Below are 928 nucleotides of genomic sequence, written 5' to 3'. Positions count from 1 at the left end.
TTACTGATTTTTAATTAGTTTTACAAAGTAACTAAATATAGCGCTGAGAAAGCTACCGAAGGTTTAGTTCAACAAGGTATTGCCAAAAGCGAGACGGAAGTAATTCTATTGAACTTTTTTGCTATATTTGAACTATGGTATTTCTATTGAGCTTGGGTGCTAAAAATCCCCGCCTTCGGCAATACCCGAAACGTTACCTGCCATTTTAAACACAACACTAAAAGAAAAACACAATGCTTGAAATTAACAAAAAAGAAGACATCATTATTCCATTTGACAACATTGGAGACAATAATTGGGAACTCAAAACAAAGCTCATCATCGACTCTCTTGCCGAAAATTGGAACAAGAAAGCGAAAGAACCAATCTCAACAGACGACATCAAAAAACTTGAAGAACGATTAGGAACTTCTCTGCCTGAAAATCTAAAAACTTTTCACAACACATTCGGGCTTTCGGACATTGGAGAACAATTACAAGATTTTGAAGATATTGGTTGGATAAAAGACATTTGGGCTGACAATCCTTATGGATCAGATTTTACCGAAGACGATAAAGTATTTTTACCATACCTAATTTCGTTTAGCGACTACTTAGGAAATGGAAATATGTTTTGCTTTCATAGCCAGACAAAAGAAATCTATTATTACGACCACGACGACACACCATATATAACCAAAATGTTCAACACAGTTGACGAGTATTTAAAAGGCTGTTTAATATTTGCTCAATCTGACTTGTTTGGAGAAGCTGAACAAGAAGATGTTGAAGAATGGGCAGAAGAAATTGTATCTGAAATTGTAGGAAAAGAAACTGTTGAAAAATGGCGATATTGACAAAAAAACGGCAGGTAATAGCTAAGTTTTCGTTGCGTGCGCAGCACGAACAATGAAAACCCTGTTGAACGGAACCTTCGGCAGCTTTTGGT

The 928-nt window shown here is 36.0% G+C and carries 1 protein-coding gene; it reads left to right on the top strand.

The window, feature by feature from the left end; all coding sequences use genetic code 11:
- The first annotated feature begins 233 nt into the window (after window positions 1-233).
- Window positions 234-836, top strand: coding sequence for an SMI1/KNR4 family protein (locus tag H6W52_RS21105; RefSeq protein ID WP_116100102.1), 603 nt, complete (start codon window positions 234-236; stop codon window positions 834-836).
- Window positions 837-928: the final 92 nt, after the last annotated feature.

Source organism: Chryseobacterium sp. C2(2020), from assembly GCF_014218915.1.
Classification (GTDB): domain Bacteria; phylum Bacteroidota; class Bacteroidia; order Flavobacteriales; family Weeksellaceae; genus Chryseobacterium; species Chryseobacterium mucoviscidosis.
Note: the sequence above shows the minus strand (reverse complement) of the source record. Positions and strands in the feature narration are given on the sequence as shown.

Bases quoted from the DNA above. Each gene is read 5' to 3' on its own strand.
- H6W52_RS21105 (WP_116100102.1), top strand. From the start codon at position 234: ATGCTTGAAATTAACAAAAAAGAAGACATCATTATTCCATTTGACAAC.